The organism is Xanthomonas sp. SI (assembly GCF_014236855.1).
In the GTDB taxonomy this organism is placed as follows: domain Bacteria; phylum Pseudomonadota; class Gammaproteobacteria; order Xanthomonadales; family Xanthomonadaceae; genus Xanthomonas_A.
The window spans coordinates 2,448,086-2,472,885 of the sequence record NZ_CP051261.1; the positions used below are offsets into that span (position 1 = coordinate 2,448,086).

Below are 24,800 nucleotides of genomic sequence, written 5' to 3' on the forward strand. Positions count from 1 at the left end.
TCGCACATGCATGTAAACGATTTCACAGGGGTGTCGAAGGCATGAAACTGGGCAGCGTCGCACGCTCACCATTGGTCCTGCTGCTGGCGGCGGTCGCGCTGCTGGCATCCTGCAAGAAAACCGAGGAGCCCTCCGTAGCGGAAAAGAAGCCGGTAAAAGTGATCCTGATCGAAGCGGAACTGCCCCCCAAGCTGGTCAAGCCCGAATTGCCGCCGCTGTTCGACGACATCGAACGACGCACCTTCCAGTTCTTCTGGGACACCACCAACGAGCAGAATGGCCTGGCGGTCGACCGCTATCCGTCGCGCCCGTTCGCCAGCATCGCCTCGATCGGGTTTGCGCTCACCGTCTATCCGATCGGCTACGAGAACGGCTGGATCAGCCGCGAGCAGGCGGTGCAACGCACCCTGACCACGCTGCGCTTCCTGCGCGATGTGCCGGTCGGTCCGCAGCGCACCGGCCGCGCCGGCTACAAGGGTTTCTACTACCACTTCCTGGACATGCAGAAAGGCCTGCGCTACGACCAGTGGGTGGAACTGTCGAGCGTGGACACCGCGCTGCTGATGATGGGCGTGCTGTTCGCGCAGTCCTACTACGAAGGCGACAGCGCCGACGAGAAGGAGATCCGCCAGATCGCCGACACGCTGTATCGCCGCGTGGACTGGAAGTGGATGCAGCAGCGCACGCCGCTGATCACGATGGGCTGGTACCCCGAGCGCGGTTTCATCCAGCACGACTGGATGGGCTACAACGAAGGCATGATGGTCTACCTGCTGGCGCTGGGCTCGCCGACCCATCCGGTGGAACCGGATGCCTGGCTGGAGTGGACCCGCACCTACAACAAGGACTGGGGCGTGTACTACGGCCAGGAATACCTGGCGTTCGGGCCGCTGTTCGCGCACCAGTACAACCACGTCTGGATCGATTTCCGCGACATCCAGGACCAATACATGCGCGAGCACGGCATCGACTACTTCCTCAACAGCCGCCGCGCCACGCTCGCGCAGCGCGAGTACGCCATCGACAACCCGATGAAGTGGAAGGAGTACGGCGAGAACGTGTGGGGCCTGACCGCCAGCGACGGCCCGCAGAACACCACCCAGGACTACCGCGGCGAACAGCGCCAGTTCTTCCACTACCGCACCCGCGGCGCCGGCTTGTTCGAAGCCTTCGACGACGGCACCATCGCGCCGACCGCGGCGGTGTCCTCGATCGTGTTCGCGCCGGAAGTGGTGATCCCGGCCACCCAGGAAATGCACAAGCGCTTCGGCGACTACATCTATTCCAGCTACGGTTTCCTGGATTCGTTCAATCCCAGCTTCAACTACGATATCCCGCTCAAGACCGGGCGCATGCTGCCCAACCGCGGCTGGGTCGCCGGCGACTACATCGGCATCGACCAGGGCGCGATCGTCACCATGATCGCCAACTACCGCAACGAATTCGTCTGGAACGTGATGAAGAAGAACAAGTACCTGCGCACCGGCCTGGAACGCGCCGGCTTCAGCGGCGGCTGGCTGACCCCGGAGGGCGAGACCCAGCCGTTGCCGAAGAAGGACGAGCAGGCCGCCACGGCCCGCGCGCTGGGTATCGCCGAGTCGCGTGCCGCGTCCGCCGAAGCGCAGCCCAATCCCGCGCAACGCCAACAGCAGAATTCGCAATGAGCGCATTGCCGATTCGCCGGTGGTTGTCGCTGGGCCTGCTGGTGCTGGCCGTCTGCGGTTGCGCGCGCGCGCCGCAGGGCGAGGTGGTGCGGTTCTGGGCGATGGGCCGCGAGGCCGAGGTGGTGGCCGAGCTGATTCCCGAGTTCGAGAAGGAGAATCCCGGCATCCATGTGGACATCCAGAACATCCCGTGGACCGCCGCGCACGAGAAGCTGCTGACCGCGTTCGCCGCCGATGGGCTGCCGGACGTGTGCCAGCTCGGCAACACCTGGATCCCCGAGTTCGCCGCGCTGGATACGCTGCAGCCGCTGCAGCCCTACGTGGATAAATCCAAGGTGGTCGATCCGAAGGACTACTTCGCCGGCATCTGGGACACCAGCGTCATCGACGGGCAGCTGTACGGCGTGCCGTGGTACGTGGACACGCGCCTGCTGTTCTATCGCAAGGACATGCTGAGGGACGCGGGCGTGGACAAGCTGCCGCAGACCTGGGCCGAGTGGGAGCAGGCCATGGCCGCGGTGAAGAAGCACGTGGGGCCGAAGCGCTACGCGATCCTGATGCCGATCAACGAATTCGAGCAGCAACTGTCGCTGGGCCTGCAGCTGGACGATCCGCTGCTGCGCGACCACAACAACTACGGCAATTTCCGCAGCCCCGGTTTCCGCAAGGCGCTCGGCTTTTACGCCAACATGTTCGAACAGGGCTGGGCGCCGAAGATGTCCGAGACCCAGATCTCCAACGTGTGGGACGAATTCTTCAACGGCTTCTACGCCTTCTACATTTCCGGGCCGTGGAATATCCGCGAGTTCCGCAAACTGGAGCCGGCGGCGCTGAAAGGGCAGTGGGGCACAATGCCGCTGCCGGGTCCGAGCGGCCCAGGCGCCGGTATCGCCGGCGGCACCAGCCTGGTGATCTTCCGCAAGTCGCAGCAGAAGGACGCGGCGTGGAAGCTGATCGAGTTCCTGTCGCGGCCGCAGATCCAGGCGCGTTTCCATGCGCTGATCGGCGACATGCCGCCGCGGCGCAGTACCTGGGAGTATCCGTCGCTGGCCAACGATCCGCTGGCGCACGCGTTCCGCGACCAGTTGGAACGGGTCAAGCCGGCGCCGAAGGTGCTGGAGTGGGAGCGCATCGTGCAGGAAATGCGGCTGGTCACCGAGCGTGTGGTGCGCGGCGGCGAAAGCCAGGAGAAGGCGGTGCAGGACCTGGACAAGCGCGTGGACGAAATCCTGGAGAAGCGGCGCTGGATCTACCAGCAGCAGCATCCGCAGGCAGCGGCCGCGCCGGCTGCGGGAGCGGCGCCATGAAGCGCGGTTCCCTGGCCGGCTGGCTGTTCGCCGGGCCGGCGCTGATCGTGATCGGCGTGTTCTTCGGCCTGCCGGTGCTGTCGGCGCTGGCGCTGAGCGTCACCGACTTCGATCTGTACTCGCTGGCCGACAGCAACCACCTGCGCTTCGTCGGCTTCGGCAACTACATCGAGTTGCTGCAGACGCAGATGTTCTGGAAGTCGCTGTGGAACACCACCTACTTCGTCATCGTCGGCGTGCCGCTGTCGATCGGCGCCTCGCTGGGCGCGGCGCTGCTGCTCAACGCGCCGGTGGCGCGGTTCAAGCCGCTGTTCCGCACCGCGTTGTTCGCGCCGGTGGTGACCACGCTGGTGGCGGTGGCGGTGATCTGGCGCTACCTGTTCCATACCAGCTACGGCCTGGTCAACTACGGCCTGAGCCATCTGGGCATCGGCCCGATCGACTGGCTCGGCGACCCGCACTGGGCGATGCCGACGATCATGCTGTTCGCGGTGTGGAAGAACTTCGGCTACAACATGGTGATCTTCCTCGCCGGCCTGCAGGGCATCCCGCAGGACCTGTACGAGGCCGCGCGCATCGACGGCGCGTCCAAGTGGCGGCAGTTCCTGCACATCACCCTGCCGATGCTGGGGCCGGTGTTGCTGGTGGTCGGGGTGATCACCGTGTCCGGCTATTTCCAGCTGTTCGCCGAACCCTACGTGATGACCCGCGGCGACCCGCTGCAAAGCACGGTCAGCGTGCTGTACTTCATGTTCGAGGAAGGCTTCAAGTGGTGGAACCTCGGCCGCGCGTCGGCGGTGGCGTTCCTGCTGTTCCTGATCATCCTGGGAGTGACCTCCGTGATGCTGCGCTTCGGCCGCAAGAAGGACCTGGTATGAGCCGCGAAATCGGCGCGTCGCGCTGGAACACGCTGCTGGTCAATGGCGGGCTGCTGGTGCTGGCGCTGGTCAGCCTGGCGCCGCTGCTGTGGATGGTGTCGGTGTCGTTCATGCCGGCGGGGCAGGCGAGCCGCTTCCCGCCACCGATGCTGCCCACCGGCCCGACCCTGGCCAACTACGGCGAGCTGTTTTCGCGGACCGGCATGGCGCGCAACTTCGCCAACAGCCTGCTGGTGTCGTGCGCGATCACCTTCGGCTCGCTGCTGATCAACACCATGGCCGGCTACGCCTTCGCCAAGCTGCGCTTCGTCGGCAAGGAGCGGATCTTCCAGGTGCTGCTGGCGGCGCTGGTGATCCCGGCGCAGGTGGCGATGCTGCCGCTGTTCCTGCTGATGAAGCAGCTGCACCTGGTCAACAACTTCGGCGGGGTGGTGGTGCCGGCGCTGGCGACGGTGTTCGGCATCTTCCTGGTGCGCCAGTACGCGCGCTCGATCCCGGACGAACTGCTGGAGGCCGCGCGCATCGACGGCGCCGGCGAACTGCGCATCTTCTTCCAGATCGTGCTGCCGATGCTCAAGCCGGTGCTGGTGACGCTGACCATCTTCACCTTCATGGCCGCGTGGAACGACTTCATGTGGCCGCTGATCGTGCTGACCGACCAGGAGCACTACACCTTGCCGGTGGCGCTGGCGGCGCTGTCGCGCGAGCACATCATGGACGTGGAAATGATGATGGCCGGCGCGGTGGTGACGGTGATCCCGGTGCTGGCGCTGTTCCTGGCGCTGCAGCGCTACTACATCCAGGGCTTGCTGCTGGGTAGCGTCAAAGGGTGAGGGAACGCGCTTGCGAGCCGCTGGCTCGCGCGTTCCCGAACGCCCGGCCATGGATGGCCGGGCAGACGTATCCGGAGCCGGTATGCTTCGCCATGGACGGCATGGGGGAATGCACGAGCGTGGGAACGCGCTTGCGTCGCTCGGCGCTGAACTGCCGGCCATGCTGAGGATGTAGCTGCAGGAGGGGCTTCAGCCCCGACGCCCTACCGGTCACGCGTCGGGGCCGAAGCCCCTCCTGCAAACAAGCCAACGACACAACGGGAACGAGGTTCATGACGGGAGCGGCGATGACGAGCAGACGGTGGACGATGGCCATCCTGGGCCTGGCGGCGGCGCAGGCCTTCGCCGCGGCGCCGACCGCACCGGTCCCGCTGGACGGCTTCAACAATCTCGACAACTGGCAGATCGTCGTCTCCAACCAGGTCACCGCCTCGACCCGGCTGGTGCAGGCCGCCAGCGGCGGCCGCGCCAAGGCGATCTGCCTGGATTACGACTTCAACGGCGTCTCCGGCTACGCCGGGATCCGCCGCGCGATCCCGATCGACTATCCGGACAACTACCAGCTCGCGTTCCAGCTGCGCGGCGATTCGCCGAGCAACGACCTGCAGTTCAAGCTGGTCGATGCCAGTGGCGACAACGTGTGGTGGGTCAACCGGCCGCGCTACGATTTTCCCAAGCAGTGGAGCACGGTCAGCTTCAAGAAGCGGCAGATCGACAAGGCCTGGGGGCCGAGCCCGGACAAGGAACTCAAGCGCAGCGCGCAGGTCGAGTTCACCATCTACAACCAGGTCGGCGGCAAGGGCACGGTGTGCTTCGATCAGCTGACCCTGACCCCGCTGCCGCCGCAGGACACTTCGCCGCTGACGGTGAAGGTCAGCGCCGACACCGCGCCGGCGCTGGAGCAGCGCATCGCCGACGGCAAGGCCGACACGGTGTGGTACAGCGGCAACGCCAAGACCCAGACGATCATGCTCGACCTGGGCAAGGTGCGCGAGTTCGGCGGCGCCAAGGTGCAATGGGCGCCGGGCGTGTACGCCTCGCGCTACAAACTGCAGGGCTCGGCCGACGGCCGCAGCTGGCGCGAACTGCGCAACGTCACCGCCGGCAACGGCGGCACCGACTGGTTGCCGATGCCAGAAACCGAGGCGCGCTACGTGCGCATCGACCTGGAGGACGGCCCCAGCTTCCGCTACGGCATCGCCGACATCGCGCTGCAGCCGCTGGCCTTCGCCGCCACCCCGAACGATTTCGTCAAGTCGGTGGCGGCCGATTCCACCCGCGGCTGGTTCCCGCGCGGCTTCAGCGGCGAGCAGCCGTACTGGACCATCGTCGGCCTGGACGGCGGCCGCGAGCAGGGCCTGGTCGGCGAGGACGGCGCGATCGAAGTGGGCAAGGGCGGCTTCAGCATCGAGCCGTTCCTGCTGCTGGACGGCAAGCGCCTGAGCTGGGCCGACGTGAAGACCGCGCAGAGCCTGCAGGACGACTACCTGCCGATCCCCAGCGTGGACTGGAGCCACGACAACGCCGGCCTGCGCATCACCGCCTTCGTGCAGGGCACGCCGGAGCAGGCGCAGCTGGTGGCGCGCTACCGGCTCAGCAACCCGAGCAAGAAGCCGCACGACTACACTCTGGCGCTGGCGGTGCGGCCGTTCCAGGTGAATCCGCCCAGCCAGTTCCTCAACACCGTCGGCGGGGTCAGTCCGATCCATCTGCTGGCGTTCGACGGCGCCCAGGTGCAGGTCAACGGCGAGCCGCGCGTGTTCGCGGTGCAGAAGCCCGACGCGGCCTATGCCACCGCGTTCGACGCCGGCATCGACATCGAGCGCCTGACCGCCGACAGCGCCGCGCTGCCGCAGCAGGCGTCCGATGCCGACGGCCTGGCCTCGGGCGCGCTGTTGTACCGCGGGCGCCTGGCCCCGGGCGAAGTGCGCGAAGTGGCCTTGCTGATCCCGCAGACCGGCGCGCAGGCGCTGCCGTCCGGGTTCGACGCGGCGCGCGCGCAACAGCAGGTGGCCGAGCAGTGGCGCGAGAAGCTGGACCGGGTTCAGGTGAACGTCCCGGCCGAGGGCAAGCCGCTGGCCGACACCTTGCGCACCGCGCTGGCGCACATGCTGATCTCGCGGATCGGGCCGCGCCTGCAGCCGGGCACGCGCTCGTATTCGCGCAGCTGGATCCGCGACGGCGCGATGATTTCCGAAGGCCTGCTGCGCCTGGGCCGCGCCGACGTGGCGCGCGAATACCTGGAGTGGTACGCGCCGTACCAGTTCGCCAACGGCATGGTGCCGTGCTGCGTGGACGACCGCGGCAGCGACCCGGTGCCGGAGAACGACAGCCACGGCGAGCTGATCTTCGGCGTCGCCGACTACTACCGCTACAGCGGCGACCGCGCGTTCCTGGAAAAGATGTGGCCGCACGTGCTGGCCGCGTACGAGTACATGGAACAGCTGCGGCAGAGCGAACGCACCGAGGAGAACCGGGCGCGCAACCCGGCGTTCTACGGGATGATGCCGGTGTCGATCAGCCACGAAGGCTATTCGGCCAAGCCGATGCATTCGTACTGGGACAACTTCTGGGCGCTGCGCGGCTACAAGGACGCGGTGGAGATCGCCGCCGAGCTGGGGCGCGTCGACGATGCGGCGCGCTTCGCCGCCGCGCGCGACGAGTTCCGCCAGGACCTGTACGCCTCGCTGCAGACCGCCACGCAGCAGCACCACATCGATTTCCTGCCCGGTTCGGCCGAGCTTGGCGATTTCGATCCCACCTCCACCACCATCGCGCTGGCGCCGGGCGGGGAGCAGGGCCGGCTGCCGCCGCAGCTGCTGGGCAACACCTTCGAGCGCTATTGGGGCGAGTTCGCCAGCCGCCGCGACGGCAAGCGCGAGTGGAAGGACTACACCCCGTACGAATGGCGCAACGTCGCCGCGTTCGTGCGCCTGGGCTGGCGCGAGCGCGCCTGGGACGCGACCCAGTTCTTCTTCAAGGACCGCGCGCCGCAGCCGTGGAACCAGTGGGCCGAGGTGGTCTCGCGCACGCCGCGCAAGCCGTTCTTCGTCGGCGACCTGCCGCACGCCTGGGTGGCGTCGGACTTCGTGCGTTCGACGCTGGACATGTTCGCCTATGCGCGCGACATCGACGACAGCCTGGTGCTGGCGGCCGGCGTGCCGGCGGCCTGGTTCGACGGCAAGGGCATCGCGATCCAGGACCTGCGCACTCCGCAGGGCGAACTGAGCTACCAGCTGCGGCGGCAGAAGAACCGCCTGACACTTGGCATCGGCGGCGGCCTGCGCGTGCCCAGCGGCGGCCTGGTGCTGCCGTGGCCGTATCCGGGCGAACCCGGGCGCACCCTGGTCAACGGCGAAGCGGCGCAGTGGGAAAACGGCGAGCTGCGGATCCGTTCGTTGCCGGCGGATGTGCAGATTGAGGTGCGTTGAGGCCGGGATTCGGGATTGGGGATTCGGGATTCGCAACAGCAAAAGCAAAAGCAAAAAAAGCGCCGGCATGCCGGCGCTTTTTTGTTTCCCGATCGCGGGGAACCGGGCTTTAGCGAATCCCTAATCCCTAATCTCTAATCCCGCGCACAATCGCCGCCGCCTTCGCCGCGCTCTCGCGCACCTTGTCCCACTCGCCGTTGGCCAGCCAGTCCTTCGGCACCATCCACGAGCCGCCGATGCAGACCACGTTCGGCTGCGCCAGGTACTCGGCGGCGGTGCTTTCGCCGATGCCGCCGGTGGGGCACAGCTTCAGGTCCGCCAGCGGGCCGGCCAGGCCCTTGAGCATCGCCAGGCCGCCGACCGCGGTGGCCGGGAACAGCTTGCAGACGCGGAAGCCGCGCGCCATCAGCGCCAGCAGTTCGGTCGGGGTGGCCGCGCCCGGCACCACCGGCAGCGGCGCCCGCGCCAGCGCGTCGGCCAGCGCCGGCGGCGTGCCCGGGGTGACGATGAAATCGGCGCCGGCGTCGATCGCCTGCTGCAGTTGGGTGTCGGTGAGCACGGTGCCGGCGCCGATCTTGATGTCCGGCAGTTCGCGCTTGAGCATCGCCAGCGCGTCCATCGCTACCGGCGTGCGCAGGGTCAGCTCGATCGCGGGCAGGCCGCCTTCGAGCAATGCGGCGGAGACGCGGCGCGCCTCGTCCAGGCTGTGCACGGTCACCACCGGCAGGATGCCGGCGGCGCGCAGGAGCTGTTCGGCGGTGTTCTGGTGTTCGGCAATCGTCATGGCAATCTCGTAGTCGCGATGAGGGCGGGAGTGCATCGGCCGCAGGCGGCCGACGCTGGGGTGGCGTGGCGCCGTGTGGCGCCGGTCGGCCGCAGGTTTAGGCGTCCTTCGCCTCGTGCGGTGCGTCGGCGGCCTCGCTGCTGCGGCCCAGGTCGTACTCGGCGTCGTAGTTCCAGTCGTCGCCGTCGGCCGCGGGCGGGCCGCAGGAGATCGACATCGCACCCTGGTCGGCGGGGCCGACCACGCGGCGATTGATCGCGAACAGGTTGCGGCCGATGTCGTGCGCGGCCGGCGCGGTGTTCGGCGCCAGCGCACGCGCCGCCCACTCGGCGGCATCCACCAGCACTTCCAGGGTGCCGGCTTCGCCGTCCAGGCGCACGATGTCGCCTTCGCGCACGCGCGCGATCGGGCCGCCGCGCGCCGCTTCCGGGGTCACGTGGATCGCCGCCGGGAACTTGCCCGAGGCGCCGGACAGGCGCCCGTCGGTGACCAGCGCCACGCGCCGGCCCTGGTTCTGCAGCAGGCCCAGCAGCGGCGCCAGCGAATGCAGTTCCGGCATGCCGTTGGCGCGTGGTCCCTGGTAGCGCAGCACCACCACGAAGTCGTGCGGCAGCACGCCGGCGGCGTGCAGCTTGTTCAAGGCCTGCGGCGCATCGATGACCACGGCCGGCGCCTCGATGGTGCGGAATTCCGGCTTCACCGCCGACAGCTTGATCAGCGAACGGCCGATATTGCCGCGCAGCAGGCGCAATCCGCCTTGCGCTTCGAACGGATTGGAGGCAGGGCGCACCACGGTTTCGTCGGCGCTCTTGGCCGGGCTCGGCACGTAGGCCAGCGCGCCGTTCTGCACGCACGGCTCGTCGCCGTAGGCGCGCATGCCGCCGGGCACGATGGTGGCCAGGTCGTCGTGCATCAGCCCCGCGTCCATCAGCTCGCGGAACACGAAACCCACGCCGCCGGCCGCGGCGAAATGGTTCACGTCGGCTTCGCCGTTGGGATACACGCGGGTCAGCAGCGGCACGATCTGCGACAGCTCGTCCAGGTCGTCCCAGGTCAGCACGATGCCGGCCGCGCGCGCCACCGCCAGCCAGTGGATGGTGTGGTTGGTGGAGCCGCCGGTGGACATCAGCGCGACCGCGGCGTTGACGATCGCGCGTTCGTCGATCAGCCGGCCGAGCGGGCGGAAATCGCTGCCCAGCGCGGTGATGCGCAGCGCGCGCTCGGTGGCCTGCTGGGTCAGCGCGTCGCGCAGCGGCGTGCCCGGATTGACGAACGAGGCGCCGGGCAACTGCACGCCCATCGCTTCCAGCAGCACCTGGTTGGAATTGGCGGTGCCGTAGAAGGTGCAGGTGCCGGGCGCGTGGTAGGAGGCCGATTCGGCGGCCAGCAGTTCGTCGCGGGTGGCCTGGCCGGCGGCGTAGCGCTCGCGCACCTCGGCCTTCTGCTTGTTGGGAATGCCCGGGGTCATCGGCCCGGCCGGCACGAACACCGCCGGCAGGTGGCCGAACGCCAGCGCGCCGATCAACAGGCCGGGCACGATCTTGTCGCACACGCCCAGGTACAGGGTGGTGTCGAACATGTCGTGGCTGAGGCCGATCGCGGTGGCCTGCGCGATCACGTCGCGCGAGAACAGCGACAGCTCCATGCCCGGGCGGCCCTGGGTCACGCCGTCGCACATCGCCGGCACGCCGCCGGCGACCTGCGCGGTGGCGCCGAGCGCGCGCGCGGTGCTGCGGATCATCTCGGGGTAGTGCTCGAACGGCTGGTGCGCCGACAGCATGTCGTTGTAGGCGGTGACGATGCCCAGGTTCGGGGTGATCCCGCCTTCCAGCCGGCTCTTGTCGGTCGGGCCGCAGGCGGCGAAGCCGTGCGCCAGGTTGCCGCAGCTCAGGCGGCTGCGGAACGGGCCGTCGCGCAATGCGGCGTCGATGCCGGCCAGGTAGGCGCGCCGCGACGGCACGCTGCGCGCGCGGATGCGTTCGGTGATCGCGTGGATTTTCGGATGCAGGCTCATTGGCTGACGTGGCTATGAAGTGTGGGGGTGTTGTGATCGGGACTCGGGACCGGGGACTCGGGACTCGAAAGAGCGGGAATGCGGCAGCGCTTTGCTGTTACGAATCCCCACTCCCGCATCCCCAATCCCGGCCTCACTCGCACCAATGCACGCGCAAGCGCGCACCGGGCGTGTCGAAGGCGACGCGGATCGGGAATTCGTGCGGATCGCTGCCGGCCAGCGCGCGCTCCAGCACGTCGAGCTTCTGCTTGCCGCGCAGCAGCAGCATGCGCTGGCCGATCGGCGCCAGCCCGGCCGGGGTCAGGGTGATGCGCAGCGGCCAGGTATTGGCGCCGGGGCAGCCGGTGGCGTCGAGCGCGGCATAGGGCAGCGGATTGGCCAGCGCCTTGTTCAGGTCGGTGGCGCCGGGGAACAGCGACGCGGTGTGGCCGTCGCCGCCCATGCCCAGCACCGCCATGCACGCGGCCGGCGCGTGCTGCGCATGCAGGTTGGCGGCGTGCACGCAATCCTGCAGCGGCTTGCCGACCCGCACCAGCGGCTCGAAACGCGCGCCTTCGGCACGCTCCAGGAAGCTCTGCCGCACCAGATAGGCGTTGCTGTCGCTGTCCTGCGGCGACAGCCAGCGCTCGTCGACCAGGCCCACTTCCAGCTTGCTCCAGTCCAGCGGCAGCTCGGCCAGCGCCTGGTACACCGGCGCCGGCGTGGTGCCGCCGGACAGCAGCAGCCGCGCGTTGCCGCGCAGCTCGATGTCCGCGCGCAGCGCGTCGCCGATCTCGGCCGCCGCCGCGTCGATCCATTCGTCGGGATCGTCGTAACGGATCAGGGTGATGCGATCGGACAACGTGGGGCTCATGCAACGACTCCTGGGGATTCGCGTTCGGCATCGACCGCATAGGCGGCGGCGCCGAGCAGACCGGGACGGGGGTGGATCACCGCCAGCGACGGCACCCGCGCCATGATCGACGAAAAGCGGCCCTTGTGCTCGAAGCGCTGGCGGAAGCCGGAGTGCTGCAGCGCGTCGAGCATCTTCGGCACCAGCCCGCCGGTCAGGAACACGCCGTCCCAGGCGCCGTGCATCAGCACCAGGTCGCCGGCGATGGCGCCGAACACCGCGCAGAACACGTCGATGGTGCGCATCGCGCGGTAGTCGCCCTGCGCGGCGCGCGCGGTGATGTCCGCCGGCTGCAGCGGGCCCGGGTCGTCGCCGGCGATCTCGCTGAGCGCGCGATGGATGTTGACCAGGCCGGGGCCGCAGATCAGGCGTTCGTTGGACACGCGCCCGAACTGCTGCGACAGCAGCTCGAGAATGCGGATTTCCTCGGGCGTGCCCGGCGGGAAGCTGACGTGGCCGCCCTCGGTCTCCAGCGGGTAGCAGCGGCCGCCGCGGATCAGCAGGCCGCCCACGCCCAGGCCGGTGCCCGGGCCGATCACGGCATAGTTGCGCGGCTGCGCGATCGGTGCCGGCTGCCACGCCGCGCCGCCGACCTGGACCACGTCCTGCGGCTGCAGCAGGCTGATCGCCATCGCCTGCGCGGCAAAGTCGTTGATCAGGTGCAGTTCGTCGAAGCCGAGCATGGCGCGGGTGCGCGAACGCGAGATCACCCACGGATGGTTGGTGATCCGCGCCTCGTCGCCGTCGACGCGGCCGGCCACGGCGAACACGCCGCTGCGTGCGTCCACCCCGGTCTGCTGCAGGTAGTGGCGCGCCGCGTCGCCCAGCGACGGGAATTCCACCACCGCATAGGTCTGGGTGCTGTCGTCGAGCAGCGGCGTGGAGGCGCCGAGGTCGGCCAGCGCGAAGCGCGCATTGGTGCCGCCGATGTCGGCGACCAGCACCGGCCGCAGCGGCGCGCTCACGGCGTGTCCCGCTGCACGGCGCTGGCATCGTCGGCGGACACGTAGCGTTCGGCTTCCTGCGGACCCCAGCTGCCGGCCGGGTAGGGCAGCAGCGGCAGTTGCGCCTGTGCCCAGGCATCGCTGACGCTGTCGATCCAGGCCCAGGCCGCGCGCACTTCGTCGTCGCGCACGAACAGCGCGTGGTTGCCGTTGAGCGCGTCCAGCATCAACCGCTCGTAGGCGATGCGGCGATGCAGGCCGGTCGGCACCGACAGTTCCAGTTCCAGCGGCTGCAGTTCCAGCGCGCCCCATTCCGGGCCGGCCAGGCTGCTCATCAGCCCCAGTTCGATGTTCTCCTGCGGCTGCAGTTGGAAGGTCAGCCGGTTCGGCGCCACGTGCTGCGCGTCGGGGCGCTCGAACAGCCAGTGGGTGACCGGCTTGAGCGTGACCACGATGCGCGTGGTGCGCTCGGCCAGGCGCTTGCCGGTGCACAGCCGGAACGGCACCCCGGCCCAGCGCCAGTTGTCGATGTAGGCGGTGACGCCGACGAAGGTCTCCACGTCGCTGCCTTCCGGCGGCTGGTAGGCCTGCGCCTGCTGGCCGTTGATGGTGCCGGCGGTGTAGCGCCCGCGCACGCTGTCGCGCGCGGCGTGCACGGCCTGCAGCGGACGCAGCGCGCGCAGCACCTTGACCTTCTCGTCGCGGATGCGGTCCGCCTCCAGCGAGGCCGGCGGCTCCATCGCCACCAGGCACAGCAGCTGCAGGATATGGCTCTGGACCATGTCGCGCAGCGCGCCGGAACGCGCGTAGTAGGCGTCGCGGCCGTCCACGCCCTCGCTCTCGGCGACCAGGATCTCCACCGACTCGATGTAGTTGCGGTTCCACACCGCCTCCAGCAGCGTGTTGCCGAAGCGCAGCGCGATCAGGTTCTGCACCGCCGCCTTGCCCAGGTAGTGGTCCAGGCGGAACACGCGGTCCTCGTCGATCAGCGCGCCGATCGCCTGCAGGATCTCGCGCGCGCTGGCCGAGTCGTGGCCGATCGGCTTCTCCAGCATCAGCCGGTTCGGCGCGGCCAGCGCGCCGCCCAGGGCCAGGCCCTGGCAGGTGCTGATGTACAGCCCCGGCGGGATCGCCAGGTAGCTGACGCACTTGCGCGAGGCCAGCTCGCGCACCGCGTCGGCCACCGACTCGGCGTTGCGCAGGTCCACCGAGCGGTAGTCGGTGCGATCCAGCAGCGACTGGATCACCGCCTCGCTGACCTGCGGCATCGCCGCCTGCAGCCGCGGCTTGAGGATCTCGTGGAACTTGGCGGTGTCGTGCGGCGACAGCGCCAGCGCGCGGATGCGGAAGTCTTCCGGCAGGAAGCCGTCGTCGAGCATGCGCAGCAGCGACGGGAACAGGTAGCGCTGGGCCAGATCGCCGGTGGCGCCAAACAGCAGGAACGTATCGTGCATCGACCGGTTTTCGGTTTCGGGTGACATTTCGTCGATCACCTGGGGGCTAGTAGTGACGTGGCGTTGGTAAGCAAGCGGCGGAAGCGGCCTGTATCCGTCCTGCAGCTCGCGCGTGGGCATAGCGATGACGACCGCCAGGCGGGACCGCACGATCCGGGAGATGAATACGACTGCCAGACCTCTGAGCATACCTGTCTAATGCCTCAAGCATCAGAGCCGGCGCTCGGCGCACGCCGGGACGGCGGCGGCTGGCGGTTCGCATCGCAAGCCCTCCCAGGCGTCGATGTTGCCCCGTGAAAACGGTTACATGGCAGAATACCGCATTGCGATCCCATTGTTGCCTGTGTCGCTGGCACGATGCGAAGCGCATTCGTATGCACTGCCTTCGGGAGGGACCGGCGGCAGCCCGTCTCTCCAGCCGGAAACCGGATACCGCACCATGGCGAAAGTACAACTGGACAACATCCGCAAGGTCTACGACAACGGCCAGGTCGCCGTGCACGGGGCCAGCTTCGAAGTGGCCGACGGCGAACTGATGGTGCTGGTCGGGCCCTCGGGCTGTGGCAAATCCACGCTGCTGCGGATGATCGCGGGCCTAGAAGAGATCAGCGGCGGCGAGCTGCGCATCGGCGAGCGCGTGGTCAACGACGTGGCGCCGAAGGACCGCGACATCGCGATGGTGTTCCAGAGCTACGCGCTGTACCCGCACATGACCGTCGCCGAGAACCTGGCGTTCGGGCTGAAGCTGCGCGGCGAGAGCAAGGAGGTCATCGCGCGCCGCGTCGCCGCTGCCGCCGACACCTTGGGCCTGACCCCGATGCTGGACAAGCTGCCGCGGGCGATGTCCGGCGGCCAGCGCCAGCGCGTGGCGCTGGGTCGCGCGCTGGTGCGCGAGCCGGCGGTGTTCCTGCTCGACGAGCCGCTGTCGAACCTGGACGCCAAGCTGCGCCATTCGGTGCGCACCGAGATCGCGCAGCTGCACCGCAAGCTCGGCACCACGATGATCTACGTGACCCACGACCAGGTCGAGGCGATGACCCTGGGCCAGCGCATCGTGGTGCTCAAGGACGGACTGATCCAGCAGATCGACACGCCGATGGCGCTGTACGACCGCCCGGCCAACCTGTTCGTGGCCGGCTTCCTCGGCAGCCCGGCGATGAACGTGCTGCAGGGCCAGTTGGTCGAAGAGGGCGGCTTGCAGCAGCTGCAACTGGCCGACGGCAGCCGCGTTCCGCTGCAAGGCGCGCATGTCGCGCCGCAATGGCTGGGCCGGCCGATCGCGATCGGCGTGCGCCCGGAACACCTGCAGCCCAGCGAGGACGGGCAGGGCGGGTTCGAGACCACGATCGAGGTGATCGAGCCGGTCGGCAACGAGATCTTCGTCAACCTCAGCTACGGCAGCCAGCCGCTGGTGATGCGGGTGGCACCGCGCGCGCTGCCCGGCCTGGGCGAGCGCTTACGCGTGGCGGTGCGCGGCGAGGCGCTGCACTTCTTCGATCCGGAGAGCGGCGAGCGTTTGTCGCCGGCCTGAGTCATCGCGTCAATCGGCCGCGGCGCGTTCGAGAGAGCCGCCGCGCCGACGCAGTGCGCTGCCGAGGAGGGCAGGGAAGGCGAGCCGCGAGGCTCGCTCAGCGTGCCAGACCGTCGCGCAGCGGCTGCCAGTGCGCCGGATGTGCGTCGATCGACAAACCGGTCGGCGGCGCCTCCTCCAGCGGCAGCACCGCCAGCGCCAGCGTGCCGGCGACGCTGACCACGCTGCCCAGCGGCTGTGCATCGCGCAGCACCTGCGCGCCGACCTCGGCCACGCCGTCCACTTTCAGCAATTGCAGCGCGCGCTTGGCCTTGCCCAGGAAATGGGTGCGGGCCACGATCTCCTGGCCCGGATAGCAGCCCTTCTTCACGCTGAACGCGTGCAGCCGGTCCAGTGCCAGCTGCTGCGGGGTCCATTGCTCGCGCTGGCCGGGATCGAGCCGCGCCAGACCCAGCGCCAGATCTGCCTGGCGCCACGCCGCGGCGAATGCAGGATCGGCCGGGCCCGCATCGGCCGTCGGCGCCAGCAGCAGCGTGCGCGGCAGCGCGTCGCCGCCCATGTCCAGCTCGATCACGCCGTGGTCACCAGGCGCAGACGTCGCGCCCCGGGCCTGCTCGGGCATGCTCAAGCGCCCGAAGCCATGCAGATCCTCGCGTACCGTGATGCGCACCTTGCGCCGGAACACGAAGCGGTTCAGCGCCGTGGCGAGTTCCGCCGCGCCACCGTCCGGCAGCAGCACCAGCAAGTCGTCATCGGCGCGGCGCAGCAGCGCGAACAGCGCGAGCACCCGGCCCTTGGCGCTGAGCCAGGCGTTCCATTGCCAGTGGCCGTTGCGCAGCGCCTGCACGTCGTTGGCGAACTGCGCCTGGGCGAAAGCGACTGCATCCGCGCCGCTCAACGCCACGTATTGCAGGTCTGGGAGCGCGGAAAAACCGGCGGAAGTGAGATTCAGGTTGTCAGGCACGAGGGGGAGGACTAAAATTACGCTGTTGTGAGACCCGCATGATAGGCCAACCAACCCCCACACCCGAGTCCGATCCCGAAACGCAGCGACCCGCCGAGGAGAACACTCCGGAAGCGACGCCTGCGCCGCGGGAAATCGGCGGTCGCGGCGGCCTCGAGCCGACGCGCTACGGCGACTGGGAGAAAAACGGACGCTGCATCGATTTTTGAGCAGCTTTGAGCCAACGCGGCCTTAAGCACGCCGCCCAGCCGAGACAACGAGCCCAGCGAATGGCGACCCGCGAACGTCCTCTTTCCCCCCACCTGCAGGTCTATCGCTGGCAGATCCAGATGGTGACCTCGATCCTGAATCGAGCCACTGGCATCGTGCTGTCGATCGGAGCCCTGGTCATCGCCGCCGGCCTGTTGGCGCTGATGCTCGGCCCGTCCTCCTGGAACCTCTTCCGCGATATCGCCGGCGCCTGGTACGGACAGGTGTTCCTGTTCGGCTGGACCTGGAGCTTCGCCTTCCACCTGTTCGGCGGCCTGCGCCACATCCTGCAGGACTTCGGCCAGGGCTACGCGGTGCGCGCCTTCGTCACCATGGGCTGGCTGTCGGTGATCCTCAGCCTGGTGCTGACCGCCGCCGTGTGGGCCTACGTGCTGCTGGGAGCTTCCGCATGAACCGCTACCGTACCCCGTTGAAGAACGTCCGCGGCCTGGGCGCGGCCAAGACCGGCACCGAGCATTTCGTGGTGCAGCGGCTGACCGCCACCGCGCTGGTGCCGCTGTCGATCTGGTTCCTGATCTTCGTGCTGGGCCTGATGGGGTCGGACTACGTCGCCGCCACCGAGGCGGTGGCCAAGCCGTGGAACGCGATCCTGCTGGTCGGCTTCCTCATCGCCGCGTTCTGGCATGCGCAGCTGGGCATGCAGGTGGTGCTGGAAGACTACGTGCACACCTCGCTGCTGGCCCTCGCGGCGCAGACCATCGTGCGTTTCGTCGCCGTGCTCGGCGCCATCGTCAGCATCTTCGCCGTGGCGCGCATCGCGCTGGGCATCGCCTGATCCGCCGGCGCCCCCTCTAGGAACCCCCATTTCGATGTCCGCTTACAAGATCACCGAACACAAGTACGACATGGTCGTGGTCGGCGCCGGCGGCGCCGGCCTGCGCGCCACCTTCGGCCTGGCCCAGAAGGGCCTGCAGACGGTGTGCCTGACCAAGGTCTTCCCGACCCGTTCGCACACCGTGGCCGCGCAGGGCGGCATCTCCGCCGCGCTCGGCAACATGGGCGAGGACGACTGGCGCTACCACTTCTACGACACCATCAAGGGTTCGGACTGGCTGGGCGACCAGGACGCGATCGAGTACATGTGCCGCGAGGCGATCCCGGCGATCATCGAGCTGGAGCACTACGGCGTGCCGTTCTCGCGCACCGAGGACGGCAAGATCTACCAGCGTCCGTTCGGCGGCATGACCACCAAGTACGGCGAAGGCCCGTCCGCGCAGCGCACCTGCGCCGCCGCCGACCGCACCGGCCACGCCATGCTGCACACGCTGTACCAGCAGTCGCTGGCGCACAACGCGCGCTTCATGATCGAGTACTTCGCGCTGGACCTGATCTTCGACGAGGAAGGCGTGTGCCGCGGCGTGCTCGCGCTGGACATGGCTGAAGGCTCGCTGCACCTGTTCCGCGCCCACGGCGTGGTGCTGGCCACCGGCGGCTACGGCCGCGCCTACTTCAGCGCCACCTCCGCGCATACCTGCACCGGCGACGGCGGCGGCCTGGTGATGCGCGCCGGCCTGCCGATGCAGGACATGGAGTTCGTGCAGTTCCATCCCACTGGCATCTACGGCGCCGGCTGCCTGATCACCGAGGGCGTGCGCGGCGAAGGCGGCATCCTGCGCAACAGCAACGGCGAGCGCTTCATGGAGCGCTACGCGCCGCACTACAAGGATCTGGCCTCGCGCGACGTGGTGTCGCGTTCGATGACCGTCGAGATCCGCGAAGGCCGCGGCGTCGGCGAGCACAAGGACCACATCCTGCTCGACCTGACCCACCTCGGCCCGGAAGTGATCAACGAGAAGCTGCCCGGCATCGCCGAGAGCGCGCACATCTTCGCTGGCGTCGATGTGGCCAAGCAGCCGATCCCGGTGATCCCGACCGTGCACTACAACATGGGGGGCATTCCGACCAACTACCACGGCGAAGTGGTGCGCAAGGACGGCGACAACCCCGATGCGGTGGTGCCGGGCCTGTACGCGATCGGCGAGGCGGCCTGCGTGTCGGTGCACGGCGCCAACCGCCTGGGCTCCAACTCGCTGCTTGACCTGGTGGTGTTCGGCCGCGCGGTGGCGATCCGTTGCGCCGAGACCATCAAGAGCGGCGCGCCGCACAAGACCCTGCCCAGCGATTCCTGCGACAAGGCGTTGGGCCTGCTCGACAAGCTGCGCAATTCCAACGGCGGCACGCCGACCTCGGTGATCCGCGACAAGATGCAGCGCACCATGCAGTCCGACGCGGCGGTGTTCCGCACCAGCAAGACGCTCAAGGAAGGCGTGGACAAGATGGCCGAGATCTACGCCACCTTCGAGGACGTGAAGGTCTCCGACCGCTCGCTGGTGTGGAATTCGGACCTGATCGAGACCTACGAGTTGAACAACCTGCTGCTCAACGCGGTGGCGACGATCAACTCGGCCGAGCAGCGCAAGGAAAGCCGCGGCGCGCATGCGCACGAGGATTTCCCGGACCGCGACGACGTCAACTGGCAGAAGCACACCCTGGTCAACGTCGACGACAAGGGCCAGTGCAGCTTCGACTACCGCCCGGTGCACATGTACACGCTCAGCAAAGACGTCGACGTGGTGCCGCCGAAACCGCGCGTGTACTGACCAAAGCCGGGATTGGGGATTGGTGATTCGGGATTCGAAGCACTTCGTTTCCTGCTCTCAACGCCTCCCCAATCCCTAATCCCCAATCCCGGATTTTAAAAGCCATGGCAGAGTTCACCCTCCCCAAGAATTCCAAGATCGGCAAGGGCAAGCACTTTCCCGCCACCGGCGCGAAGAATGCACGCACCTTCAAGGTCTACCGTTGGAATCCGGACGACGACAGCAATCCGCGTACCGACACCTACGAGGTGGATCTGGACGCGTGCGGCCCGATGGTTCTGGACGCGCTGATCAAGATCAAGAACGAGATCGATCCGACCCTGACCTTCCGCCGTTCCTGCCGCGAAGGCATCTGCGGTTCGTGCGCGATGAACATCGACGGCACCAACACCCTGGCCTGCACCAAGGCGATCGCCGACTGCGGCAAGGCCGAAGTGCCGATCTATCCGCTGCCGCACATGAGCGTGATCAAGGATCTGGTGCCGGACCTGACCCACTTCTACGCGCAGTACGCGTCGATCAAGCCGTGGATCCGCACCCAGACCCCGCCGCCGCCGGACCGCGAGCGGCTGCAGTCGCCGGAAGACCGCAAGAAGCTCGACGGCCTGTACGAGTGCATCCTGTGCGCGTGCTGCTCGACCAGCTGCCCGAGCTACTGGTGGAACGGCGAGCGCTATCTGGGCCCGGCGATCCTGCTGCAGGCCTACCGCTGGATCATCGACTCGCGCGACGAGGACACCGGTGCGCGCCTGGACGATCTGGAAGATCCGTTCAAGCTGTATCGCTGCCACACCATCATGAACTGCGCGCGGACCTGCCCGAAGGGGCTGAACCCGGCGCTGGCCATCGCCGAGATCAAGAAGCTGATGATGGCGCGCCGCGCCTGATCGGCTAGCGTTCCACTACGGACGGCAGGCCCGTCCGACTTGCGCGGCACCGGCTCTCGGGTTCGGTGCCGCGCGCGTTTTCGGCGGTCGCCGCAGCAGGCGTCCGCCCACCAAGACAAGGGTGCGATGCGATGGACGAAGCCACCGAACTGAAGAAGCTGCGCTGGCGCTGCCGGCGCGGCATGCGCGAGCTGGACCAGCTGTTCGGGCGCTACCTGGACCGGCGCTGGGCGCAGGCCTCCGAGGCCGAGCGCGGGGTTTTCCTATACCTGCTCGAATGCGAGGACGATAAGTTGTGGCGCTGGTTCATGGGCTACGAGGCTTGTCCCGATGCACGCGCCGCCGATCTCATCGCCACCATCCGCGCCATGCCGGCTTGAGTGGCGCCCCTCGCGCTGGCTGCTGGCGGCGCTGGCGCTGCTGAGCGTGCTGGCGCCGTTGTCGATCCTGGGTTCGGATATGCCGCGCGCCTGGGCCTGGCCGGCGGCGGCGCTGGCCGCGCTGTACGCGGCATGGCTGCTGCGGCGTGAGGCGCGGCGGGCGCCGCATGCGCTGCTGATCCCGGCGCAGGGCAGCGTGGCGGCAAGCGTCGATAGCCGGCCGGTCGCGGCGCTGCAGGTGGACTGGCGCGGGCCGCTGGCGTTCGTGCGCTGGCGTGACGCGGATGGCCGGGCAGGGCGCCTGGCCTGGTGGCCGGACACGCTGCCGCCGCCGGCACGACGTGAACTGCGTCTGGCCGCTCAGGCCCGTGCCGCTTCGTCTGCGCCGCCGCAGATGGCACCATAGCGCTCCCTGGATGGTGGCTGCGCATGTTCAAACCCTTACCCGTGGCCATCGGCCTGCGCTACCTGCGCGCCAAGCGCCGCAACAACTTCATCTCCTTCATCTCGATGGCCTCGATCCTCGGCATCGCGCTGGGCGTGACCGTGCTGATCACCACGCTGGCGGTGATGAGCGGCTTCCAGAAGGAGATCCGCGACCGCCTGCTGCAGATGGCCGCGCATGCCACGGTCAGCGCGCAGGGCGCGCCGATGGAGAACTGGCAGCACGCGGTGGACGTGGCCACCCGCGATCCGCGCGTGGCCGGCGCCGCGCCGTACGTCGAGGAAGAGGCGCTGCTCACCGGGCAGCGCAACCAGCCGGCGATCGTGCGCGGCATCCTGCCCAGCGAAGAGGCCAAGGTCTCGGTGCTGGCGCAGAAGATGAAGCAGGGTTCGATCGACAGCCTGACCCCCGGTTCCTACAACATCCTGCTCGGCCAGGAACTGGCGCTGTGGCTGGGCGTGGGCGTCGGCGACAAGGTGGTGGTGATGCTCGGCGAACCGCAGGCCAGCCCGATGGGCATGGTGCCGCGCTACAAGCGCTTCACCGTCAGCGGCATCTTCGAGGCCGGCTACAACGAGATCGACCGCGGCCTGGCGGTGACCAGCATGCCGGACATGCAGCGCGTGCTGCGCATGGGCGACGGCGTCACCGGCGTGCGCCTGAAACTGCACAACATGGACCTGGCCTGGGACGTGGCGCGCGACCTGGCGCTGAACCTGCATGGCCCGTACATGGTCAGCGACTGGACCCGCGAGAACGCCAACCTGTACCAGTCGCTGAAGATGGAAAAGACGGTGATGGGCATCCTGCTGTCGTTGATCATCGCGATGGGCGCGTTCAACCTGGTGTCCTCGCAGGTGATGCTGGTCACCGACAAGCAGGCCGACATCGCCATCCTGCGCACGCTGGGGCTGAGCCCGGGCGGGGTGATGCAGGTATTCATGGTGCAGGGCACGCTGATCGGCGTGTTCGGCACCATCGCCGGGGTGATCGGCGGCATCCTGCTGACCTTGAACCTGGAGCGGATCCTGGCTGGCATCGAGGCGCTGTTCAACATCAAGCTGCTGCCGGAGGACGTGTACTACATCACCGGCCTGCCCACCGACATGCAGCCGCACGACGTGGTGGTGATCACCATCGTCGCGCTGCTGATGAGCTTCCTGGCCACGCTGTATCCGGCCTGGCGCGCGGCGCGCACGCAACCGGCGGAGGCGCTGCGTTATGAATGAGCATCGGGACATGGGACTCGGGACTCGGGACTCGGAAGTGCACAAGTCACGGCAAGCAGACGCGGCGATCCGTGCCGAGGGTTTGGGCAAGACCTATGCCGAGGGCAAGATGCGCACGCCGGTGTTCGACGGGCTGGACCTGAGCGTGGCGCCGGGCGAGACCGTGGCCATCGTCGGCGCGTCCGGTGCCGGCAAGAGCACGCTGCTGCACCTGCTCGGCGGGCTCGACGTGCCCACCGCCGGCGAGGTGTACGTGGCCGGGCAGCGCATGTCGGCGCTGTCGGACGCGGCGCGCGGCCAGCTGCGCAACCGCTCGCTCGGCTTCGTCTACCAGTTCCATCACCTGCTGCCGGAATTCACCGCGCTGGAGAACGTGATGATGCCGGTGCTGCTCGGCGGCGCCGCGGTCAAGGACGCCGACGCGCGCGCGCGTGCCTTGCTGGAATCGGTGGGCCTGGGCCATCGCCTGGAGCACAAGCCCGGCGAGCTGTCCGGCGGCGAGCGCCAGCGCGCGGCGGTGGCGCGCGCGCTGGTCAACCGCCCGGCTTGCGTGCTCGGCGACGAACCGACCGGCAACCTCGACGACAAGACCGCCGCCAACGTGTTCGCGCTGATGCTCGATCTCAATCGCGCGCACGGCACCAGCCTGGCTCTGGTCACCCACGACCGCAGCCTGGCGCGCAAGCTCGACCGCGTGCTGGAACTGCACCAGGGCAAGCTGCGCGAACTGGCGCCTGCCGACGTATAGCGGCCGCGTGCCGGCGTGGAATGCGCGTCGGCATGGACATGGCCTTTCGGTAGCGACGAATGCATCCTGGGACCATGGCGGTTCCGGCGATCGGTCGCGGCTGAAGCCGCTCCTACAGTGCACCCAGCCGCCGGCCACGCCCCCTGTAGGAGCGGCTTCAGCCGCGACGAACGAAGCCGGAGTTTTTCCGGTCATGGAACACCCGGTGGCCCGATGGGCCGAAGCCACGTGGAGTCGCCCCACAACGAGGGCGCTGCACTGTGGGAGGGACTTCAGTCCCGACGCGGTCCGGTCGCGGCATCTCCAATGCTTCGCTCGTCGCGACCGAAGTCGCTCCTAGACCCACCGGACGAAGACCCTCAAATCCCATCAATTCGACAATCCCGCATCGCGGCTCTCGCAGCGGCAGCAGCCAACCCGCCGATGCTGCGACTCTGCGACCCTCAGGGAATCACCCGCTGCGCGCGCAGCCGTGCGAACAGTTCCAGGAACGACGCGCGGCTGTCGTAGTAGCCGAGGAAGCCGAGGTCGCGGCTCTTGGTCATGTCGTTGACGCACTCGATCTCGCGGCCGAGGTCGGCATCGGTGTGCCACCACGACGCCAACTGGTCCACGTCCGCCTGCACCAGCCCATGGCGTTCGGCGATCTCTCGCCACTGCGCCGGGGCGGTGTGCTGCAGGCGCGGTTGCAGCGGCATCGGCGCATCCGGATACGGTGCCGCTTCCAGGCCGAAGAACGCGGCGATCTCGCCCCACATCCAGCGCCAGCGGAACACGTCGCCGTTGACCGTGTTGAACGCCTGGTCGCGCGCGGCCGGACTGGTCGCGGCCCAGGCCAGCTGGCGGCCGAGCAGGCCGGCGTCGGTGAGGTCGGTGAGGCTGTCCCATTGCGCGCGCGAGCCGGGAAACACGAACGGCTGCCCGCTGTGCTTGCACAGCGTGGCGTACACCGCCAGGGTCACGCCCATGTTCATCGCATTGCTGCCGTTGGCCTGGCCGATCATGGTGTGCGAGCGGTGCACGCTCCAGCCGAAACCGTGGCGTGCGGCAGCGTCGAACAGCAGGTCTTCCAGCGTGTAATAGAAATTCTCGCCGGGCTGGCGCGGCTCGCTTTCGCGGAACGGCGTCTCCGCCTTGCCGCTGCCGTAGTGCTCGAACGACCCCAGGTAGTGCTTGGTGCCGGTGACCAGCGCCATGTGCTGCAGCGCTGCGCTGTCCAGGCCTTCGCACAGGTGGCGCAGCATCGCGCCGTTGGCGGCGACGTTTTCCTTCTCGGTGTCGCGCCGCGTCCAGGTGCAGAAGAACACGTGGCTGATCGGCAGTCCGCGCAGCGCGGCGATGGTCGCATCGCGGTCGAGCAGATCGGCCGCGACCGGAATCACGCCTTCCTGCGGGACCGGGCGGCGCGCCAGCCCATAGACGGTCCAGCCTTCGGCAACGAGAACGTTTGCCAGGTTGTAGCCGGAGATGCCGGTGACCCCGACCACCAATGCGGTGCCCTTGCGCATGTGCGGATTTCCTTACGACGTAAACCGCGCACGCTAG

22 protein-coding genes are annotated in these 24,800 nt (G+C 68.4%); 15 read left to right on the plus strand and 7 right to left on the minus strand.

Features of this window, described 5'->3' with window-relative positions; translation table 11 throughout:
• The first annotated feature begins 41 nt into the window (after positions 1–41).
• The 5 genes from HEP75_RS10105 to HEP75_RS10125 all read left to right on the plus strand — a co-directional run bounded on the left by HEP75_RS10105 (position 42) and on the right by HEP75_RS10125 (position 8,113).
• On the plus strand, positions 42–1,664 hold the full coding sequence (locus tag HEP75_RS10105; protein WP_185826332.1) for a glucoamylase family protein: 1,623 nt from the start codon (positions 42–44) through the stop codon (positions 1,662–1,664).
• Entirely contained in the window at positions 1,661–2,971 is a 1,311-nt protein-coding gene (locus HEP75_RS10110) for a sugar ABC transporter substrate-binding protein (RefSeq protein ID WP_185813147.1), read from the plus strand. Before HEP75_RS10105 ends, HEP75_RS10110 begins: the two co-directional genes overlap by 4 nt.
• Positions 2,968–3,849 carry a sugar ABC transporter permease gene (locus HEP75_RS10115; protein WP_185813146.1) on the plus strand — a complete coding sequence of 294 codons (882 nt, stop codon included), beginning with the start codon at positions 2,968–2,970 and terminating at the stop codon, positions 3,847–3,849. Before HEP75_RS10110 ends, HEP75_RS10115 begins: the two co-directional genes overlap by 4 nt.
• A complete protein-coding gene (locus tag HEP75_RS10120) occupies positions 3,846–4,682 on the plus strand; it encodes a carbohydrate ABC transporter permease (RefSeq protein ID WP_004426956.1) in 837 nt (278 codons plus the stop codon). The genes HEP75_RS10115 and HEP75_RS10120 overlap by 4 nt, the downstream gene beginning before the upstream one ends.
• Before the next feature lie 287 nt (positions 4,683–4,969).
• Complete coding sequence (locus tag HEP75_RS10125; RefSeq protein ID WP_255424050.1) at positions 4,970–8,113, plus strand: discoidin domain-containing protein; 3,144 nt, start codon at positions 4,970–4,972, stop codon at positions 8,111–8,113.
• 127 nt (positions 8,114–8,240) lie between these two features.
• Here the strand turns inward: HEP75_RS10125 and HEP75_RS10130 are convergent, their stop codons facing one another.
• From HEP75_RS10130 to zwf, 5 genes are all read right to left on the minus strand, one after another.
• Positions 8,241–8,897, minus strand: a complete 657-nt coding sequence (locus HEP75_RS10130) for a bifunctional 4-hydroxy-2-oxoglutarate aldolase/2-dehydro-3-deoxy-phosphogluconate aldolase (RefSeq protein ID WP_185826333.1) — start codon at positions 8,895–8,897, stop codon at positions 8,241–8,243.
• Between the two features lie 97 nt (positions 8,898–8,994).
• Positions 8,995–10,911 carry a phosphogluconate dehydratase gene (gene edd / locus HEP75_RS10135; protein ID WP_185826334.1) on the minus strand — a complete coding sequence of 639 codons (1,917 nt, stop codon included), beginning with the start codon at positions 10,909–10,911 and terminating at the stop codon, positions 8,995–8,997.
• 133 nt (positions 10,912–11,044) lie between these two features.
• Entirely contained in the window at positions 11,045–11,764 is a 720-nt protein-coding gene (gene pgl, locus HEP75_RS10140) for a 6-phosphogluconolactonase (RefSeq protein ID WP_185826335.1), read from the minus strand.
• Positions 11,761–12,768, minus strand: a complete 1,008-nt coding sequence (glk, locus tag HEP75_RS10145) for a glucokinase (RefSeq protein WP_185826336.1) — start codon at positions 12,766–12,768, stop codon at positions 11,761–11,763. The genes pgl and glk overlap by 4 nt, the downstream gene beginning before the upstream one ends.
• Positions 12,765–14,228, minus strand: coding sequence for a glucose-6-phosphate dehydrogenase (gene zwf / locus HEP75_RS10150; RefSeq protein ID WP_255424051.1), 1,464 nt, complete (start codon positions 14,226–14,228; stop codon positions 12,765–12,767). Before zwf ends, glk begins: the two co-directional genes overlap by 4 nt.
• Positions 14,229–14,640: 412 nt before the next feature.
• Between zwf and ugpC the strand changes: the two genes are divergently transcribed.
• On the plus strand, positions 14,641–15,732 hold the full coding sequence (gene ugpC / locus HEP75_RS10155; RefSeq protein WP_185826338.1) for a sn-glycerol-3-phosphate ABC transporter ATP-binding protein UgpC: 1,092 nt from the start codon (positions 14,641–14,643) through the stop codon (positions 15,730–15,732).
• A gap of 97 nt (positions 15,733–15,829) precedes the next feature.
• Here the strand turns inward: ugpC and HEP75_RS10160 are convergent, their stop codons facing one another.
• A complete protein-coding gene (locus HEP75_RS10160; RefSeq protein ID WP_185826339.1) occupies positions 15,830–16,696 on the minus strand; it encodes a folate-binding protein YgfZ in 867 nt (288 codons plus the stop codon).
• Between the two features lie 38 nt (positions 16,697–16,734).
• On the opposite strand from HEP75_RS10160, the gene HEP75_RS10165 reads away from it, so the two are divergent.
• The 9 genes from HEP75_RS10165 (at position 16,735) to lolD (ending at position 23,255) form a co-directional block, all read left to right on the plus strand.
• Complete coding sequence (locus HEP75_RS10165) at positions 16,735–16,905, plus strand: DUF1674 domain-containing protein (protein WP_185826340.1); 171 nt, start codon at positions 16,735–16,737, stop codon at positions 16,903–16,905.
• Between the two features lie 60 nt (positions 16,906–16,965).
• A complete protein-coding gene (gene sdhC, locus HEP75_RS10170) occupies positions 16,966–17,358 on the plus strand; it encodes a succinate dehydrogenase, cytochrome b556 subunit (RefSeq protein ID WP_185826341.1) in 393 nt (130 codons plus the stop codon).
• Positions 17,355–17,741, plus strand: coding sequence for a succinate dehydrogenase, hydrophobic membrane anchor protein (gene sdhD / locus HEP75_RS10175; RefSeq protein ID WP_184411015.1), 387 nt, complete (start codon positions 17,355–17,357; stop codon positions 17,739–17,741). The genes sdhC and sdhD overlap by 4 nt, the downstream gene beginning before the upstream one ends.
• A gap of 34 nt (positions 17,742–17,775) precedes the next feature.
• The gene (gene sdhA / locus HEP75_RS10180; RefSeq protein WP_185826342.1) at positions 17,776–19,566 is read left to right on the plus strand and encodes a succinate dehydrogenase flavoprotein subunit; all 1,791 of its coding nucleotides are present in this window, start codon (positions 17,776–17,778) and stop codon (positions 19,564–19,566) included.
• A 104-nt stretch (positions 19,567–19,670) separates the two neighbouring features.
• Positions 19,671–20,453, plus strand: a complete 783-nt coding sequence (locus HEP75_RS10185; RefSeq protein WP_145700444.1) for a succinate dehydrogenase iron-sulfur subunit — start codon at positions 19,671–19,673, stop codon at positions 20,451–20,453.
• Between the two features lie 131 nt (positions 20,454–20,584).
• Positions 20,585–20,833 carry a succinate dehydrogenase assembly factor 2 gene (locus tag HEP75_RS10190; protein WP_039006563.1) on the plus strand — a complete coding sequence of 83 codons (249 nt, stop codon included), beginning with the start codon at positions 20,585–20,587 and terminating at the stop codon, positions 20,831–20,833.
• Entirely contained in the window at positions 20,784–21,239 is a 456-nt protein-coding gene (locus tag HEP75_RS10195; protein ID WP_185826343.1) for a hypothetical protein, read from the plus strand. Before HEP75_RS10190 ends, HEP75_RS10195 begins: the two co-directional genes overlap by 50 nt.
• 23 nt (positions 21,240–21,262) lie before the next feature.
• Positions 21,263–22,507, plus strand: a complete 1,245-nt coding sequence (locus HEP75_RS10200; RefSeq protein ID WP_185813134.1) for a lipoprotein-releasing ABC transporter permease subunit — start codon at positions 21,263–21,265, stop codon at positions 22,505–22,507.
• A gap of 10 nt (positions 22,508–22,517) precedes the next feature.
• Positions 22,518–23,255 carry a lipoprotein-releasing ABC transporter ATP-binding protein LolD gene (lolD, locus tag HEP75_RS10205; RefSeq protein WP_185826344.1) on the plus strand — a complete coding sequence of 246 codons (738 nt, stop codon included), beginning with the start codon at positions 22,518–22,520 and terminating at the stop codon, positions 23,253–23,255.
• 443 nt (positions 23,256–23,698) lie between these two features.
• On the opposite strand, the gene HEP75_RS10210 is transcribed toward lolD, so the two are convergent.
• Positions 23,699–24,763 carry an SDR family oxidoreductase gene (locus HEP75_RS10210; protein ID WP_185826345.1) on the minus strand — a complete coding sequence of 355 codons (1,065 nt, stop codon included), beginning with the start codon at positions 24,761–24,763 and terminating at the stop codon, positions 23,699–23,701.
• Positions 24,764–24,800 lie beyond the last annotated feature (37 nt).